This is a genomic window from Lysobacter dokdonensis DS-58 (assembly GCF_000770795.1).
Taxonomy (GTDB): domain Bacteria; phylum Pseudomonadota; class Gammaproteobacteria; order Xanthomonadales; family Xanthomonadaceae; genus Noviluteimonas; species Noviluteimonas dokdonensis.
Genome location: NZ_JRKJ01000017.1, coordinates 22,345 through 37,638 on the forward strand (window position 1 = coordinate 22,345; position 15,294 = coordinate 37,638).

Genomic DNA, 15,294 nt, shown 5'->3' on the forward strand with positions numbered 1-15,294 from the left:
ACGACACCGCGTTGATGCTCACCACCGACATGAAGCTCGTGCTCGGGCTGGTGGGCTTCACGATGGTGATGTTCCTGTTCGAACGCATCCGCGCGGACGTCGTCGCGCTCGTCGTCCTCGTGTTGCTCGGGCTCACCGGGCTGGTCGCGCCGGAGGATCTGTTCGGCGGTTTCTCCGGTAACGCGGTCATCTCCGTCATCTCGACGATGATCCTCGGCGCGGGCCTGGACCGCACCGGCGCGCTCAACCGCCTCGCGGCCTGGTTGCTGCGCCGCTCGAAAGGCATGGAAGAGCGCCTGTTGCTGCTCACCAACCTGGTGGCGGGCCTCAACTCCTCCTTCATGCAGAACCCCTCGGTGATGGCGCTCTACATGCCCGTCGCCTCGCGTTTGAGCTCGCGCACGGGCCTGCCCCTCTCGCGGTTCCTGCTTCCCCTGTGCGTGGCCATCGTGATGGGCGGCTCGCTGACGATGGTCGGCACCTCGCCGCTGATCCTGCTCAACGACCTGCTGGTCTCGTCCAACGCCAACCTGCCTTCGGGCGCGGCGACGCTCGAACCGCTGCACATGTTCGCGCCGATGCCCATCGGCCTGGCCTTGCTCGCCGCGGGGCTGCTGTATTTCCGCTTCTTCGGCGACAAGCGCCTGGAGCAGTACGACATCGACCGTGGCGTCACGCCCGCGCGCACGCAGAGTTACTTCGCGCAGGCGTACGGGATCGAAGGCGATGTCTACGAACTCATCGTGTCCGCCGACAGCCCGCTGGTCGGCATGTCCCTGGGCGAGGCCGAAGCATTGCGCGGCGCGCCGCTGTTGCTCGCGCTGAAGACGGGCAACGAATCACGCCTGGCCCCGCCCGCCGATGCGCGCATCTGGGTCGGCAGCGTGATCGGCGCGATGGGCGAGCGGCAGACCGTCGCCGATTTCGCGCAGAACAATTTCCTGCGCATGAGCACGCGGCTGCGCACGTTCGGCGACCTGTTCAACCCGAGCCGCGCAGGCATCGCCGAAGCGGTGGTGCCGCCGACGTCGCAATACATCGGCAAGTCGCAGGCCGAGCTGCAACTGCGCAAGCAATACGGCATCAGCCTGCTCGCGGTGAACCGCGACAAGACCGTGCACCGCGAGAACGTCCGCCAGCTCGCGCTGCGCGCCGGCGACATGCTCGTGCTTCACGGCATCTGGCAGGACCTCGCGCAGGCGGCGGAAAACAAGGACTTCGTGGTGGTCACCGACTACCCGAAGGGCGAGCAGCGCCCGCACAAGTTCAAGCTCGCCATCGGCATCTTTGCGGTGACGATGCTGCTCGCGCTGTCCACGCGCATCCCGGTGTCGATCGCGCTGATGACGGGCGTCGCCGGGATGCTGGTCGCCGGCGTGCTGCACATCGACGAGGCCTACGCCGCCATCAGCTGGCGCACGGTGTTCGTGATGGCGTGCCTGATTCCGCTGGGCTGGGCGATGGATTCCAGCGGCGCGGCGGCATGGATCGCGGGACACACGATCGAACAGATGCCCGCGGACTTGCCGTTGGTGATCGTCGAGATCGCGCTGTGCGCGCTGACGACCGCGTTCTCGCTCGTGATCGGGCACGTGGGCGCCACGATCATCATGGTGCCGATGGCGATCAACCTGGCATTGGCGGCGGGCGGTAATCCGACGGCGTTCGCGTTGCTCGTCGCGATGTCGGCGTCGAACAACTTCATGACCGCTTCCAACCCCGTGATGTCGATGATCACCGGCCCGGCGGGTTACCAACCGCGCGATCTGTGGCGGCTCGGCGCGCCGTTGTCGCTGATCTATCTCGTGGTGATCGTCGCGGCCGTCAACATCATGTTCTGAGCAGGCGCACGACGCCGGCGTCCACGACGACGGGAACTGTGCGCAATGCGGCGCCCCGGCATGGGCCCGCGACGCATTCGCCGCGCTCCAACTCGAAAGTGGCGCCGTGGACGGCGCACACCAGGCGCCCCTGCTTGTCCTTCAGGAAACGTCCCGGCGCCCAATCCAGCCGGCGTCCCGCGTGCGGGCAGACATTGAGCCAGGCACGCACGTCGTCGCCTTCGCGCAGCAGGATCAGGGATTCGGCGTCGTTGCCCTCGAAGCGGGCCTCTGTCTCGCACAGCGCGCCGTCTTCGAGTTGGTCGAGACGGAGCAGTGCGTCGTGTTGTTCATCGGCCGCGGTCACGATTTAACGAAGTCCTCACACGCTTCCCGGAAGGGCGCCGGATACTCGCCGCCCCGGCACCGCCGCATTGTGTCACGGCCCCCGACGATGATCGCTTTCACGCACCGCTTCGACTCCACCGCGTTCCGCAACGCCTTCGCGCCGCGCAAGCCGCGTCGCGCGTGGTTGCGCGTGTTGTTCGGGCTCGTCGGCGTGGCGTTGCTCGTCGCGCTCGTCGCGGTGAGCGTCGTCGTCGGCGCCGCGATGATTTCGGCGGGCCTGCTGATCAAGCTGTGGAAGTCGCGCAGCGCCGCGCGCGTGCAGCGCGATCCGAGCATCGTCGACGCCGAATACCGCGTCGTCCGCGACAAACACGCCCTGCCCTCCGCATGAGCGACGTGATCGCGCCTGCCGCGCCGGTGCGCATCCCGGTGCGCGGCGGCGGCACGTTCCCCGTGCGTCGCGTTTACTGCGTCGGCCGCAACTTCGCCGACCACGCGAAGGAAATGGGCGCCGCGGTGCCCGCATCGAAAGCCGAACGCGGCACGCCGGTGTTCTTCCACAAGCCCGCCGATGCCGTCGTCCTCGATGGCGTCGTGCCGTATCCGCCGGGCACCAACGATTTGCACCACGAAGTCGAACTCGTCGTCGCGCTCGGCGAAGGCGCGCGCGTCTTCGGCTATGCCATCGGCCTGGACCTCACGCGCCGCGACCTGCAATCGGCCGCCAAGGCCAAGGGCCTGCCGTGGGACACGGGCAAGGGCTTCGACTTCTCCGCACCGGTGGGCGAACTGGTCCGCGCCGGCGAGATCGAACCACTCGCGCCGCGCCGCATTTCCCTCGAGGTGAACGGCACGCAGCGCCAGGCCTCCACGCTCGACCAGCTGATCTGGGACGTGCCGGACATCCTCGGCGAGCTCTCGAAGCTCTACACGCTCAAGGCTGGGGATCTCGTCTTCATGGGCACGCCCGCCGGCGTCGGCCCGCTGCAGCCCGGGGACGCCTTCACGGCCCGCCTCGACGACGTGCTGGTCCTCGAAGGCCGCATCGCCCCGCCCCTGCGCTAACCTGCCCTCGCCGGCCTGTCGCCGGGGAGCCAAGCGCATGGGCATGTTCTCCGAGTTCAAGTCCTTCATCGCTCGCGGCAACGTCGTCGACCTCGCGGTCGCCGTCGTCATCGGCGCGGCATTCGGCAAGATCGTCACCGCGCTGGTCGACGGCCTCGTCATGCCGATCATCGCGCTCATCACCGGCGGCACCAGCGTCGCGGCATGGAAATACGTCGTCACGCCCGCCGCGACCGACGCGGCCGGCAAGGTGATCACGCCCGAAGTGGCGTTCAAGTACGGGCTGGTGCTGCAAAGCGCGATCGACTTCGTGCTGATCGCCTTCGTGATCTTCCTGGTGCTCAAGGCCTACAACCGCCTGCGCGAACCCGCCCCGGAAGCGGCGACGCCCGAAGACATCGTGCTCCTGCGCGAAATCCGCGATTCGCTGAAAACGCGAAGCATCTGACATCGGGCATGACCAGCGGCACCCCTGCCACGCAGGGGTCGGCTGCTACGCTCGACGTCTTTCCGCAAGCAGGGGTGGTTCCGCAATGCGCCTTGTCCCGACGATGCTCGCCGCCGTACTCGCCACGTCGATCGCAGCGGCGCAGGCCGCCTCGCCTGCCACGACCACCATCCCGCAAGCCTCGCTCCAGCACGCCGCGCAATTGCGCGACAAGGCCGTCGCCGACGACACCGGCTACAAGATCGTCGAATCGCTCACCACCGAAGTCGGTCCGCGCATGGCGGGCAGCGAAGCCGATGCGCGTGCGGTCGCCTGGGCGGTGGCGAAGTTCAAGGCGCTCGGTTACGACAAGGTGTGGACCGAGCCGGTCACCTTCCCCAAGTGGGAGCGCAAGAGCGAACACGCGCAGGTGCTCGGCGATCACGCGCAACCGCTCACGCTCACTGCGCTCGGCGGCAGTCCGGGTGGCACGGTCGAAGGCGAGGTCGTGCGCTTCGCCGATCTGAAATCGTTGCAGGAAGCCCCCGCCGGTTCGCTCAAGGGCAAGATCGCCTTCATCGACGTGCCGATGGAACGCGCGAAGGACGGCAGCGGTTACGGCATGGGCTCGCAGATCCGCGGGCGCGGCCCCTCGGCGGCGGTGAAGGCCGGCGCGTCGGCGTACCTGATGCGTTCGGCGGGCACCGATTCGCACCGCAATCCGCATACCGGCATCACGCGTTTCGAAGACGGCCTGACGCCGATTCCGTCGGCCGCGTTGTCGGCACCGGACGCCGGGCAACTCTCGCGCCTGGTCGCACTGGGCAAGCCGATCCGCGTGCGCGTTGCGCTCGATTGCGGCTGGACCGGCGAATACACCTCGCAGAACGTCATCGGCGAAATCCGCGGGCGCACCAAGCCCGACGAAGTCGTCGTGATCGGCGGCCACCTGGATTCGTGGGACCTCGGCACCGGCGCGATCGACGACGGCGCGGGCGTGGCCATCGCAATGGGCGCGGGCAAGTTGATCCGCGACATGAAGCAGCGCCCGGCACGCACGATCCGCGTGGTCGCCTTCGCCAACGAAGAGCAGGGGTTGCACGGCGGCCGCGCGTACGCACTCAAGCACGGGGCGGACGTGCGCAAGCACCAGATCGCCGCGGAAAGCGACTTCGGCGCCGGCCGCATCTATGCATTCAGCACCGGTGCGCCGGAACGCGCGCTCGGCGCGGTGAAGCAGATCGCCGACGTACTCGCACCGCTCGGCATCGCCTACACGCCGGGCGAAGGCGGTCCGGGCCCCGACATCAGTCCGATGGCCGCGGGCGGCCTGGCATGGGCCGCGTTGCGCCAGGACGGCACGGATTACTTCGACTACCACCACACGCCGGACGACACGCTCGACAAGATCGATCCGAAGGCGCTGGCGCAGAATGTCGCGGCATATGCGGTGTTCGCGTATCTCGCCGCGGATGCGCAAGGCGATTTCGGCAGCGAGCCGAAGCAAGTCACGCCGCCGCGCGAATAAGCGCGGCCCTAGCGAGCCAGCGGCCTCGGGGCGAAGGCCTTGTCGGGCGCCACCCCGCATTCGCGCCGAAACTCCATCGCGACGGGCCGCTGCGCCGGCCCGAGCGTGCACACCGGACTGGGGTAATCGAGGATTTCGCACGAAGTCCGCGGGTCGTGCCCCAGCTCCGCGTACAACGACGAGACGAACGGAACGTTCCGCGCTTGCGGCACGAGGTCGGGCAAGCCGTACTCCCGCCGCTGTTGCAGTGCGTACAGCATCAGCGTCCTGGCGGAGGGGCCGGCGTATCCCCGCGCGCGTTCGTAAGCAAACGATTCGCGGCCCAGGGCGTCAGCACGATCGTCCCAATACGTTTGCCAGTGCATCGGCGAGTAAGGCTGCGTCACCCGTCCATTGGGCAAGAGCTTGTCCTTCTCGTCGGCCACGCTCTCGTCGATCATGCAGACGAAGTTGTCGGCCACGCCGCTGCGCGCAGGGCGATCCGGCGCGCGCGGAACGATGCCGGCCAGGTCGAAGAACATGGAGTCCTCGACGATCAGGACCTCGCCGCCCTGCTCCGCTTGCAGGAGGAATTCGAAGTTCGCGGAGTCGAAGCCGTTGATGTTCTTGATGCCGATGATCTTGAATCGGGCGCCGGCCGGGATGCGCGCCTGGATCGTATCGGTCGAGTAAGCGTCGGCTGCAGGCTTCAGGCAGGTCGCGGGTTTTGCGCCGGAAGACCAGAGTTCGCGCGTGTTCCGCCACGTGTCGCACGTGTACACCACGCCCTGTGTCGCCAGCACGACCTGCTCGCCTTTCTTCACCCCGAGCGCCGCACTTCGCGTCGTCACGCAGCCCGCCACGGAGCACGCAAGCAACGCCACAAGGATTGGCACGAAGCGCTTGGAAGGCATGCTCGACTCCTGGGTCAGAGTTTGACGCGTCCCCGCAGGATGTCGGCGAACATCACCCAGTCGCCGACGAACGAATAGAGCGGGTGCTTGAACGTCGCCGGCCGGTTGTGTTCGAAGAAGAAGTGGCCGACCCACGCGAAGGCATAGCCGCACACGAGTGCTGCGAGCAGCCACCATGCATTGCGCGTCGCGATCGCGACGGCAGCCAGCAGCAGGACGCCCCAGCTGCCGACGAAGTGCAACCGCCGGCACGTGGGGTTCGCATGCTCGCCGAGGTAGAACGGATAGAACTCGCGGAAGCTCGAGAACCGACCGCTCATTTGCCTTCCTCCCGCTTCGCGCGATTCCAGTAGGCGTCTTGCGCGTCGAGCGGCAGCGTCGACAAATGAATGCCTTCGGCCGCCGCCATCACTTCCATCAACCGGAAGCGGCGTTCGAACTTGAGGTTCGCGCGCCGCAATGCGGACCCGACATCGACCTTCGCATGTCGCGCGATGTTCGCGCACACGAACAGCAGGTCGCCGATCTCGTCCTCGAGTCGATCGCGCGCGAACGCGTCGGTGGGATCGGCGGCGACCGCGTCGAATTCCGCGCGCACCTCGTCGATTTCTTCGTGCAACTTCTCGATGACGGGCGCCGGGCCGGGCCAGTCGAAGCCGACCTTCGCCGCCTTGTGCTGCAACTTCACCGCGCGTTGCCATTCCGGCAACCCGCGCGCGATGCCGGCGAGCGCGGACGTATCGTCGTGCCCGGCCGCATCGCGCTCGCGACGCTTGTGCTCGTCCCACGCGACGGTCTGCGCCTTCGCATCACCGACCTGTTCGTCGGCGAACACATGCGGGTGCCGGCGCACCATCTTGTCGCAGATGGCCGCGACGACGTCGCCGAACGCGAACGCGCCCTGCTCTTCCGCCATCCGCGCGTGGAAGACGACCTGCAGCAACAGATCGCCCAACTCGTCGCGCAAGCCGTGCAGATCCTTGCGATCGATCGCATCGGCGACCTCGTACGCTTCTTCGACCGTGTACGGCGCGATCGTGGCGAAGGTCTGTTCGAGATCCCACGGACAACCGCCGTCGGGATCGCGCAGGCGCGCCATGATCTGCAGCAGCGATTCGATCGTCGGCCGGCTCATGCGCCCATCCACTCGCGCCACGGCAGTTGCGGATCGCCGAGTGCGAGGAAGTCGCCGTTGAGCAGTGTTTCGCGCTGGTTGTAGCGCAGCGGGCGGCCCTTCGCATCGACGACCATCCCGCCCGCCGCTTCCAGCACCACTTGTCCGGCGGCCGTGTCCCATTCGCTGGTCGGACCGAAGCGCGGATAGACGTCGAGCCCACCGTCGGCGAGGCGGCAGAATTTCAGCGAAGAGCCCAGGCTCAGCGGCTCGGTCGGCCCGAGTTTCGCGATGAAGGCGTCGGTGCGCTCGTCGCGATGCGAGCGGCTCGCCGCGACGCGCAACGGCGCGGTCGCGGGACGCCGCGCGTTGATCGCGATTTCGCCCGCGCCACGACGATGCAACGCAGGCCCGCCGCGCGTGGCATGCCACAGATCGCCGGTCACCGGCGCCTGCACGACACCGAAGATCGCTTCGCCGTCTTCGATCAACGCGAGGTTCACCGAAAACTCGCCGTTGCGCTTGACGAATTCGCGCGTGCCATCGAGCGGATCGACGAGCCACAGGCGGCGCCAATCGCGGCGCACGTTCCACGTCGCGTCTTCGGCGGCTTCTTCCGACAACACCGGGATATCGGGCGTCAGCGCCTCAAGGCCCTCGACGAGGATGCGGTGCGCGGCCAGGTCCGCCGCGGTGAGCGGACTTTGGTCGGCCTTGCGTTCGACATCGAAGGCCGACTCGTAGATGCGCAGGATCGCGACGGCGGCTTGTTGCGCCAGCGCGATCGCGCCTTCGCGCAGCGTCTCGTCGATTTTCATCATGCGCCCGCGCCCTGCGTGCGCAGCCATTCGCGCACGACGAACAAGGCGGCGATGGAACGCCCTTCCGAGAACTCCTCGCGGAGGATCAGTTGGTCGAGGTCGTCGAGCTTCCAGGGCACCACTTCGAGTTCCTCGGGCTCGTCGCCGGGCAGGCGTTCTTCGTACAGGTCGCGTGCGAGCACCAGGTGCGTCTGGTGGCTCATGTAGGTCGGTGCGAGCGAAATGGTGCGCAGCACCTCCAGCGAGCGCGCGCCGTAGCCGGCTTCTTCCTTCAATTCGCGGTCGGCCGCCTGCAGGGGCGTCTCGCCGGCGTCGATGCGGCCCTTCACGAGGCCGAGCTCGTAACGGTGCACGCCGGCGGCGTATTCGCGCACCAGCAGGGCGGTGTCGGCGTCGATCATCGGCACCACGATCACCGCGCCGTGGCCGCGCCCGTGAAGGCGCTCGTAGCGCCGGCGCTCGCCGTTGCCGAACTCCAGGTCGAGGCGCTCCATGCGCCAGGGGCCGGCGTCGTGCTCGGTGATGCCGTGGATGGTGGGCAGGCGACGGGTCATGGACGCAGAATGTACGAATGGACAGCTTCGAGTCGATGATAGCGCGCGACCTGGCGGTGCTGTGGCACCCCTGCACGCAGATGCGCGAGCACCCCGACACGCTGCCGCTGGTGCCCATCGCACGCGGCGAGGGGGCGTGGCTGGTCGGCATGGACGGGCGCCGTTACCTCGACGCGGTGTCGAGCTGGTGGACCAACCTCTTCGGCCACGCAGAGCCGCGCATCGCGCGTGCCATCGCCGAACAGGCCGGCACGCTCGAACAGGTGATCCTCGCCGGCTTCACGCACGCACCCGCCGTCGCCCTCGCCGAACGCCTGCTCGCGCTGGCGCCGCGCGAACCGGGCCGCGCGCCGCTGTCGAAGGTCTTCTATGCCGACAACGGCTCGGCGGGCGTGGAAGTCGCGCTGAAGATGGCCTTCCACTGGTTCAGCAATCGCGGGCAGGCGCAGCGCACCAAATTCATCGCGCTGGAGAACGGCTACCACGGCGAAACCATCGGTGCGCTCGCAGTCGGCGACATTCCCCTGTATCGGCGCGTGTATGCGCCCTTGCTGGCCGAGGCGATCTTCGCGCCCTCGCCCGATGCGTATCTCGCACGCGACGGAGAGACGGCGGTGGATCGCGCGGAGTTGGCCGCGCGGCAATTGCGCGACATCCTCGAGCGGCACGGACACGAGGTCTGCGCACTGATCCTCGAACCGCGCGTGCAATGCGCCGGCGGCATGCGCATGCACGATCCGGTGTACCTCAAGCGCGTGCGCGAACTGTGCGACGCGCACGGCGTGTTCCTCATCGCCGACGAAATCGCGGTCGGCTTCGGCCGCACCGGCACGCGCTTCGCGTGCGAGCAGGCCGGCATCCAGCCGGACCTGCTCTGCCTGTCGAAGGGCCTGACCGGGGGCTTCCTGCCGCTCGCCGCCGTGCTCGCCACGCAGGCGATCTACGACGGCTTCCTCGACGACTCCCGCGAACGCGCCTTCCTGCATTCGCACAGTTACACGGGCAATCCGCTGGCATGCGCGGCGGCATTGCGAGCGCAGGCGATCTTCGACGAAGACGACGTGCTCGCGCGCAATCGCGCGACGGCCGGACGCATGACGGAACTCGCCAACGGCATCGCCGAACTGCCGCACGTGGCGGATGCGCGCCAGGCGGGGATGATCCTCGCGTTCGAACTGACGAGAGACGGCGACAAGGCCACGCCGTTCGACGGCGCCTCGCGCGTCGGTTTGCATGCGTATCGCAAGGCACTGGAACTCGGCGTCGTACTCCGCCCGCTCGGCGACATCCTCTACTGGATGCCGCCGTATTGCGTCGACGATGAACAACTCACGCTGCTCGCGCATGCCACGCGAGAGGCCATCCTCCACGCCACCAAGGACGCCGCCTGATGCGCACCACGCGCGTGTACGTCGACCTGCCGCTCAAGCCGGGCGCGCGCGTCGCGCTGCCGGAGGATGCGGCCATCCACCTCGTCCGCGTCCTGCGCCTGCAGGAGGGCGATGCGTGCGTGCTGTTCAACGGCGACGGCGGCGAACACACGGCGACGCTGACCGCGGCGAACAAGCGCGGCGTGGAAGCGCAGGTGGGCGAACGTCGCGCCGTCGACAATGAATCGTCGCTGCGCATCGCCCTCGTGCAGGGCATCGCGCGCGGCGAGAAGATGGACTGGATCCTGCAGAAGGCCACCGAACTCGGCGTCGCCACCGTCCTGCCCGTGCAAAGCGACCGCAGCGAGGTGAAGCTCGAGCCCGAGCGCGCGGTGAAGCGCGTGGCGCATTGGCGCAGCGTGGTCGTCTCGGCATGCGAACAGAGCGGTCGCGCGGTGGTGCCGGAAGTGGCGGCCGCGCAACCGTTGGCGAACGCGGTGCAATCGCTGGAGACGCCGCATCGCTTCCTGCTCGACCCGGAAGCCACCGACACCATCGCGACCACGCCCGCGATCGAGGGGGCCTGCGTCCTCGCCGTCGGCCCGGAAGGCGGCTGGTCGGAACGCGACCGCGCCACGCTGCACGCAGCGGGGTTCAAGGGATTGCGACTGGGCCCGCGGATCCTGCGGACGGAAACCGCCGGCATCGCCGCGATCGCGGCGTTGCAGGCGCGGTTCGGGGATCTCGCTTAGGCCGCGGAGGCCTTGATCGCCTCGCCGATCATCGTCTCGACGCGCTCCAGGTCCGGCAGCAACGCCTGGTCCTGGTTCAACAGCACGCGCGCCTGCACGCCTTCGGGCAGCGTTTCGTCGGACTCGCCGGCATCGGCGACGACCGTGTCGCGCGACACCGTGACCAGGCGCGGGAAGCCCTGCGTCAGCATCGCGAAGTACGGCGACTTCGAATCGCCACCCAGCGCCTTGAGCACGATCACCTTGCTGCCGAGGCCGCCGGCCTCGGTGGCGCTGATGCCCGACAGCCGCGCGAACGCGATCAGCGGCAACTGCCAGCCGCGCCAGCGGATGCGACCGAGCAACCAGTCGGGCGTGTTCGCGATCGGCTCGGGATCGGCGTACGACATCACCTCGGCGATCGTCGCGTTCGGCAACAGCAGGCGATTGCCGGCGATCTGGATGAGCACGCCCCGGATATCGTTGGACGGGGACTCTTGCGCGGCGGTTGCGTTGGACATCGTGTGTGGTCTCAAGCAGGCCAGCGCTGGAGCAGCGACTGGACGAGTTCCTGGGGCGCCGCGGAGGTCGCGCCGCGCGCGGTGAGCGCCATCGGCGCGGCCGCGTCGTAGCAACCATCGGGCGACTGGCCGGCGACGAGCGCGCCTCGGCCGGCGAGCGACATGGCCGAATCGACCAGTGCCGGATCCGCGCCGCTGAGCATCAGCACGGCCGAATCGTCGGACGGCAGTGCGTCGAGCAGCGAGAAGCCCTGTGCGAAGCTCAGGCCATGCGTGCCATCGAGGCCGAGATCCGGCGGCACGATGTACACGTTGCCCGGCTGGATCTTCGTGCCGCCGTCGGCCAGGTGCACCGGCAGGATCGCCGCGCGCGCCATCTGTTGCACGAGGCGGTCGTAGCGGCCGCCATCGAGGCGCTGGCTGATGAGCACCGCGCGCGGGAAACCGGCGGGCAGCGCGGTGAGGATCTGGCGCACCGCATCGGGGCCGCCGATGCCGGCGAGGATGAGCACCACGCCGTGGTGGTCGTCGCTGGAGGCGCCCGAACCGACGATGGCGAGCGAAGAGATCTTCTTCTCCAGCGCATCGAGGTTCGACTTGAATTGCGCGGCCACCGGCGCTTCGCCCAGGCGCGGCGTCGCGGCCGGTGCGTCGGTCAGGTCTTCGAGCGAGAGGTTGCGGAAGCTGACCACGCGCTCGGCCTGCTTCGGCGCGGGCGGTGCGTCGATCGGCGCGATGTCGAAGCCCATGCTCGGGAGATCTTCCTTCGGCGCGAATTCGCGCACGGTGGGAAGCTCGATGGGCATGTCGACGGCGTCGAGCGTTTCGCTCGGCGCGTTGCCGAGGTCGCGCAGCAACGCGTCGAAGTCCTGCGTGGATTCGCGGAAGGCGGGCGCGGGCGATTCGAAGGCCGGCGTGTCGCCTGCGAAATCGAGGTCGTTGATGTCGTCGGTGAAGGAAAGGGCGCCGTACTCCGACGCAACCTCACCCTGTACCTCCGCGGCCGTCGCAACGGCGGGAACTTCGATCTGTGCTTCGTCGAAATTCGGAAGCTCGAACGAGAAGGTCTCTTCCTGCGCGGCTTCGACCACCGGCATGTCGACGATCTCTTCCACTTCCGGCATCGCGACGACCGTGTCGATCGTCGGCATGTCGAATTCGAGTGCTTCCAGCGAATCGATCGCGTCGTTCGATTCCGTCGCCTCGACCGGCGCGAAGGCGATCATCGATTCGCCGATCGCCGTTTCCGCCGGCACGTGCGCGACCAGGTCGTCGGCTTCTGCCACGAACGTCGCGATGTCCGCGTCGGCGTGGCGGTCTTCCGGCTTTTCCAGGCGCGCGGCGCGCGGCAACGGGTCGCTGTCGGGCTCGCGGCCCGGCGGCAGGACGTCGTCGTGGCGATGGAGCTTCGCGGCCAGGTGGCGCACCCAGCGGGCGGCGTCCCAGCCTTCGCGGCGCGCGGCCAGGTCGGCCTCGTCGAAGATCACTTCGATCGCACGGTCGGCCAGTACGTCGTCGAACTTCTCCAGCGCGTCTTCCACCGCCGGGTCGAGCGCGACGAGCACCGTTTCCACGCCCGCGATGCGCAGCGCCTGCGGATCGATGACCGACGGATCGGCCTCGATCACCACGTCGCCGCCGGCGTCGCGCAAGGCGGCGCGGAGGCGTTCGCAGGCTTCACCGGGGCGCGCGAGCAACGCGACGCGCGGGGACGACTCAGCCATTGCGCGGACCACCTTGTTCGGCGAGCAGTTCGAAGACGTTGCGGAGCAGTTCGTGCTCCTGGTACGGCTTGCCCAGGTAACGCTCCACGCCGATGTCGAACGCGCGCTGGCGATGCTTCTCGCCGGTACGCGAGGTGATCATGATGATCGGCACGTTGCGCAGGCGCGCGTCGGCCTTCATCGCGGTCGCCAGTTCGTAACCGTCCATGCGCGGCATTTCGATGTCGAGCAGCATCAGGTCGGGCACGCGCTCGTCGAGCTTCTCGAGCGCGTCGACGCCGTCCTTCGCGGTGGCGACTTCGAAGTTGTGGCGTTCCAGCACGCGGCCGGTGACCTTGCGCATCGTGACCGAGTCGTCGACCACCATGACGAGCGGGACGCGGCGCGCTTCGGGCTGCGGCTGCGGCGCGACGTCGCGCGGCATCGAAGCCTGTCGGCGCACGAGCGGCGCGACGTCGAGGATCACGACGACCGAGCCGTCGCCCATGATGGTCGCGCCGAAGATGCCCGGCACCGAACCGACCTGCGGGCCCACCGGCTTGACCACGATCTCGCGGTTGCCGACGACCTGGTCGATGCTGACCGCCGCGCGCAGTTCACCCGAGCGGATGAGCAGCAGCGGCATCTGCAACTGGCCTTCGGCCTTCGCCGCGGCGTGGCCGAGGAGCAGGCCGAGATCGTGCAGGCCGTACGCTTCGCCGCCGTAGGTGTAGCTCTCTTCGCCGGTGATCTGGTCGCGCGAGATTCGGCCCACGCCGCGCACCGATGCGATCGGCACCGCGTACGTGGTTTCGCCGATCTTGACAAACACCGCCTGCGTGACCGCGAGCGTCTGCGGCAGGCGCAGCGTGAACGTCGTGCCCTGGCCCTCGCGGCTCTTGATGTCGAGCGCGCCGCCGAGCTGGCGGACTTCGCTGGCCACCACGTCCATGCCCACGCCGCGGCCGGCGAGGCGGCTGACGGTGTCGGCGGTGGAGAAGCCCGGCTCCATGATCAGCGCGTCGAGGTCGGCGTCGGCCAGCACCGCATCGCTGCGGATCAGGCCGCGCTCTTCGGCGCGCTTGCGGATGGCGTTGCGGTTCAGGCCCGCGCCGTCGTCGCCGACTTCCAGCACGACTTCCGAGCCTTCGCGGCGCACCGCGATGCGGATCGTGCCTTCTTCGTTCTTCTTGTGCTTCTTGCGCTCGGACGGCGCTTCCAGGCCGTGCGCGACCGCGTTGCGCAGCATGTGTTCCAGCGGCGCAGTCATGCGCTCGAGGACGTTGCGGTCGAGTTCGCCCTGCGCGCCTTCGAGCTTGAGCTGCACGTTCTTGCCGGTTTCGCCCGCCGCCTGGCGGACGACGCGGCGCAAACGCGGCACGAGCGCGTCGAACGGCACCATGCGCGTGCGCATGAGGCCTTCCTGCAGTTCCGAGCTCACGCGCGACTGTTGCAGCAGCAGCGTTTCGTACTGGCGCGTCAGGTCTTCGAGCGAGCCCTGCAGCGAGGTCAAGTCCGCCGCGGATTCCGCGAGGCCTCGGCTGAGCTGCTGGAGGTTGGAGAAGCGGTCGAGTTCCAGCGGGTCGAACGTGGCGTCGGCGGTATCTTCGCGCTGGTAGCGCGCGATGATCTGCGCTTCGGTTTCGATGTCGAGGCGGCGCAGCTGGTCGCGCAAGCGCGCGTTGGTCTGCTCCATTTCGCCCATCGCGCCGCGGAAGGCGCCGAGCTGCTGTTCCAGGCGCGAGCGGTAGATCGCGACTTCGCCCGCGTAGTTGACGAGTCGGTCCAGCAGGTCGGCGCGGATGCGCACCTGTTCCTGCGGGGCGCGCACGCTGGTGTCGTCGTCCTCGCCCGTCGGCTGCGAATCCATCGGCGCCGACAGCGGCTTGAGCTCCGCCTTCGGCTGGATGTGCACCGGGCGCTCGTACACCTCTGCCGCCGGTTCGTACGTGCGGCCCTTGGCGCGCGCATCGAATTCGGCGATCAGCGCCTCGGGCATCGCGATGGCGCGGCGCTCGGAGACGCGCGTGACCATCGCATGCAGGCGGTCGAAACCGCGCTCGAGCAACGGGATTCCGTCGCGGCCGAGTTCGCTGCGGTGTTCGACCACGGCTTCGAGCAGCGATTCCATCGCGTGGCCAAGTTCGCCCACGGCCATGATGCCGGCCATGCGCGCGCCGCCCTTGAGCGTGTGCAGGTCGCGCTGCAGGCCGACCAGGTGTTCGCGCTCGCTCGGGTTCTCGCGCAGGTGCGCGAGCAGACCGTCGGAGTGGTCGAGCAGGTCGCCGCCTTCTTCGCAGAAGATGTCGACGAGTTCGGGGTCGAGGTCGGTGATGTCGAGCGCTTCGTCCGGATCGCCGTGGCCGGCCATCGCGTCGGCGAGCATTTGCGCGACGGCG

At 68.4% G+C, this 15,294-nt stretch carries 16 protein-coding genes; 7 read left to right on the forward strand and 9 right to left on the reverse strand.

Features of this window, described 5'->3' with window-relative positions:
- Positions 1-14: 14 nt before the first annotated feature.
- Positions 15-1,841, forward strand: a complete 1,827-nt coding sequence (locus tag LF41_RS10940; protein WP_036169648.1) for an SLC13 family permease — start codon at positions 15-17, stop codon at positions 1,839-1,841.
- Here LF41_RS10940 and LF41_RS10945 read toward each other — a convergent pair.
- A complete protein-coding gene (locus tag LF41_RS10945) occupies positions 1,831-2,187 on the reverse strand; it encodes a Rieske (2Fe-2S) protein (RefSeq protein ID WP_052116355.1) in 357 nt (118 codons plus the stop codon). The genes LF41_RS10940 and LF41_RS10945 overlap by 11 nt on opposite strands.
- An 87-nt stretch (positions 2,188-2,274) precedes the next feature.
- Here LF41_RS10945 and LF41_RS10950 point away from each other — a divergent pair, with 87 nt between their 5' ends.
- From LF41_RS10950 to LF41_RS10965, 4 genes are all read left to right on the forward strand, one after another.
- Entirely contained in the window at positions 2,275-2,559 is a 285-nt protein-coding gene (locus LF41_RS10950) for a hypothetical protein (RefSeq protein ID WP_036169601.1), read from the forward strand.
- Positions 2,556-3,233 (forward strand): fumarylacetoacetate hydrolase family protein, encoded by a 678-nt coding sequence (locus tag LF41_RS10955; protein WP_036169602.1) that lies wholly within the window; start codon positions 2,556-2,558, stop codon positions 3,231-3,233. The genes LF41_RS10950 and LF41_RS10955 overlap by 4 nt, the downstream gene beginning before the upstream one ends.
- A 37-nt stretch (positions 3,234-3,270) precedes the next feature.
- Positions 3,271-3,681, forward strand: coding sequence for a large conductance mechanosensitive channel protein MscL (mscL, locus tag LF41_RS10960; RefSeq protein ID WP_036169604.1), 411 nt, complete (start codon positions 3,271-3,273; stop codon positions 3,679-3,681).
- A gap of 85 nt (positions 3,682-3,766) precedes the next feature.
- Positions 3,767-5,188, forward strand: coding sequence for a M28 family peptidase (locus tag LF41_RS10965; RefSeq protein ID WP_036169606.1), 1,422 nt, complete (start codon positions 3,767-3,769; stop codon positions 5,186-5,188).
- 8 nt (positions 5,189-5,196) lie between these two features.
- Here LF41_RS10965 and LF41_RS10970 read toward each other — a convergent pair whose 3' ends face one another.
- The 5 genes from LF41_RS10970 to nudE are packed head-to-tail and all read right to left on the reverse strand — an operon-like array spanning position 5,197 to position 8,570.
- Positions 5,197-6,081, reverse strand: a complete 885-nt coding sequence (locus tag LF41_RS10970; protein ID WP_152599992.1) for a hypothetical protein — start codon at positions 6,079-6,081, stop codon at positions 5,197-5,199.
- A gap of 14 nt (positions 6,082-6,095) precedes the next feature.
- Positions 6,096-6,401 (reverse strand): Mpo1-like protein, encoded by a 306-nt coding sequence (locus LF41_RS10975; RefSeq protein WP_036169611.1) that lies wholly within the window; start codon positions 6,399-6,401, stop codon positions 6,096-6,098.
- The gene (mazG, locus tag LF41_RS10980) at positions 6,398-7,216 is read right to left on the reverse strand and encodes a nucleoside triphosphate pyrophosphohydrolase (RefSeq protein ID WP_036169613.1); all 819 of its coding nucleotides are present in this window, start codon (positions 7,214-7,216) and stop codon (positions 6,398-6,400) included. Before mazG ends, LF41_RS10975 begins: the two co-directional genes overlap by 4 nt.
- The gene (gene cysQ / locus LF41_RS10985; RefSeq protein ID WP_036169653.1) at positions 7,213-8,016 is read right to left on the reverse strand and encodes a 3'(2'),5'-bisphosphate nucleotidase CysQ; all 804 of its coding nucleotides are present in this window, start codon (positions 8,014-8,016) and stop codon (positions 7,213-7,215) included. The genes mazG and cysQ overlap by 4 nt, the downstream gene beginning before the upstream one ends.
- The gene (nudE, locus tag LF41_RS10990; protein WP_036169615.1) at positions 8,013-8,570 is read right to left on the reverse strand and encodes an ADP compounds hydrolase NudE; all 558 of its coding nucleotides are present in this window, start codon (positions 8,568-8,570) and stop codon (positions 8,013-8,015) included. Before nudE ends, cysQ begins: the two co-directional genes overlap by 4 nt.
- A gap of 17 nt (positions 8,571-8,587) precedes the next feature.
- On the opposite strand from nudE, the gene bioA reads away from it, so the two are divergent.
- Both bioA and LF41_RS11000 read left to right on the forward strand, forming a co-directional pair.
- On the forward strand, positions 8,588-9,961 hold the full coding sequence (bioA, locus tag LF41_RS10995; RefSeq protein ID WP_036169617.1) for an adenosylmethionine--8-amino-7-oxononanoate transaminase: 1,374 nt from the start codon (positions 8,588-8,590) through the stop codon (positions 9,959-9,961).
- Complete coding sequence (locus LF41_RS11000) at positions 9,961-10,692, forward strand: 16S rRNA (uracil(1498)-N(3))-methyltransferase (RefSeq protein WP_036169619.1); 732 nt, start codon at positions 9,961-9,963, stop codon at positions 10,690-10,692. The genes bioA and LF41_RS11000 overlap by 1 nt, the downstream gene beginning before the upstream one ends.
- Here LF41_RS11000 and LF41_RS11005 read toward each other — a convergent pair.
- From LF41_RS11005 to LF41_RS17375, 3 genes are read right to left on the reverse strand one after another with little or no spacing between them, the layout of a single operon-like run.
- A complete protein-coding gene (locus tag LF41_RS11005) occupies positions 10,689-11,192 on the reverse strand; it encodes a chemotaxis protein CheW (protein ID WP_036169620.1) in 504 nt (167 codons plus the stop codon). The genes LF41_RS11000 and LF41_RS11005 overlap by 4 nt on opposite strands.
- An 11-nt stretch (positions 11,193-11,203) precedes the next feature.
- On the reverse strand, positions 11,204-12,916 hold the full coding sequence (locus tag LF41_RS16200) for a chemotaxis protein CheB (protein WP_052116356.1): 1,713 nt from the start codon (positions 12,914-12,916) through the stop codon (positions 11,204-11,206).
- Positions 12,909-15,281, reverse strand: coding sequence for a response regulator (locus tag LF41_RS17375; RefSeq protein WP_425599475.1), 2,373 nt, complete (start codon positions 15,279-15,281; stop codon positions 12,909-12,911). The genes LF41_RS16200 and LF41_RS17375 overlap by 8 nt, the downstream gene beginning before the upstream one ends.
- Positions 15,282-15,294 lie beyond the last annotated feature (13 nt).

Excerpts from the sequence above, each read along its gene's own strand:
- LF41_RS11000 (WP_036169619.1), top strand. The coding sequence starts at position 9,961 with ATGCGCACCACGCGCGTGTACGTCGACCTGCCGCTCAAGCCGGGCGCG.
- LF41_RS10940 (WP_036169648.1), top strand. The coding sequence starts at position 15 with ATGCTCACCACCGACATGAAGCTCGTGCTCGGGCTGGTGGGCTTCACG.
- mscL (WP_036169604.1), top strand. The coding sequence starts at position 3,271 with ATGGGCATGTTCTCCGAGTTCAAGTCCTTCATCGCTCGCGGCAACGTC.
- cysQ (WP_036169653.1), bottom strand. The coding sequence starts at position 8,016 with ATGATGAAAATCGACGAGACGCTGCGCGAAGGCGCGATCGCGCTGGCG.
- LF41_RS10970 (WP_152599992.1), bottom strand. The coding sequence starts at position 6,081 with ATGCCTTCCAAGCGCTTCGTGCCAATCCTTGTGGCGTTGCTTGCGTGC.
- nudE (WP_036169615.1), bottom strand. The coding sequence starts at position 8,570 with ATGACCCGTCGCCTGCCCACCATCCACGGCATCACCGAGCACGACGCC.
- LF41_RS11005 (WP_036169620.1), bottom strand. The coding sequence starts at position 11,192 with ATGTCCAACGCAACCGCCGCGCAAGAGTCCCCGTCCAACGATATCCGG.
- LF41_RS16200 (WP_052116356.1), bottom strand. The coding sequence starts at position 12,916 with ATGGCTGAGTCGTCCCCGCGCGTCGCGTTGCTCGCGCGCCCCGGTGAA.
- LF41_RS17375 (WP_425599475.1), bottom strand. The coding sequence starts at position 15,281 with ATGCTCGCCGACGCGATGGCCGGCCACGGCGATCCGGACGAAGCGCTC.
- bioA (WP_036169617.1), top strand. The coding sequence starts at position 8,588 with ATGGACAGCTTCGAGTCGATGATAGCGCGCGACCTGGCGGTGCTGTGG.
- LF41_RS10965 (WP_036169606.1), top strand. The coding sequence starts at position 3,767 with ATGCGCCTTGTCCCGACGATGCTCGCCGCCGTACTCGCCACGTCGATC.
- mazG (WP_036169613.1), bottom strand. The coding sequence starts at position 7,216 with ATGAGCCGGCCGACGATCGAATCGCTGCTGCAGATCATGGCGCGCCTG.
- LF41_RS10950 (WP_036169601.1), top strand. The coding sequence starts at position 2,275 with ATGATCGCTTTCACGCACCGCTTCGACTCCACCGCGTTCCGCAACGCC.
- LF41_RS10975 (WP_036169611.1), bottom strand. The coding sequence starts at position 6,401 with ATGAGCGGTCGGTTCTCGAGCTTCCGCGAGTTCTATCCGTTCTACCTC.
- LF41_RS10955 (WP_036169602.1), top strand. The coding sequence starts at position 2,556 with ATGAGCGACGTGATCGCGCCTGCCGCGCCGGTGCGCATCCCGGTGCGC.